1 protein-coding gene is annotated in these 480 nt (G+C 67.1%); it reads left to right on the top strand.

The features are described 5' to 3' along the window. On the top strand, positions 1–480 hold a 480-nt coding region (locus NLX86_RS34290), incomplete at both ends, for an IS200/IS605 family accessory protein TnpB-related protein (RefSeq protein WP_254375731.1).

Below are 480 nucleotides of genomic sequence, written 5' to 3' on the forward strand. Positions count from 1 at the left end.
GCCGCGCCGCTTCTTCTACGACCTGTCCGGCACCGCCGACCACCGCGACGCCCAAGTCCGCCACGCCCTGTCCAGGTTGCTGAACTGGGCACGGGCCTGCGGCGTGAAAGCCATCGCGATTGAAGACCTGGACTTCACAAAGGAGAAGACCCGGGAGAAGCACGGCCGCAAGAAGCGGTTCCGCCAGATCATCTCCGGTATGCCGACGGGCAAACTGCGCGCCCGCCTGACGTCCATGGCCGACGCTACCGGTATCGCGATCATCGCCGTAGACCCGGCTTACACCTCCAAGTGGGGCGCTCAGCACTGGCAGAAGCCCCTCACCAGCAACAAGCGCAAGACCACCCGTCACGATGCGGCGAGCATCGCGATCGGACGACGCGCCCAAGGGCACCCGATCCGGCGACGGACGACACCGCCCCCTGCACACCGGAGTGATGTGCAGGGGCATCGGACCGTCCAGGCCCGACCGGAGACCCT

Origin of the sequence: Streptomyces sp. A3M-1-3 (genome assembly GCF_024213665.1) — a bacterium.
Lineage (GTDB): Bacteria > Actinomycetota > Actinomycetes > Streptomycetales > Streptomycetaceae > Streptomyces.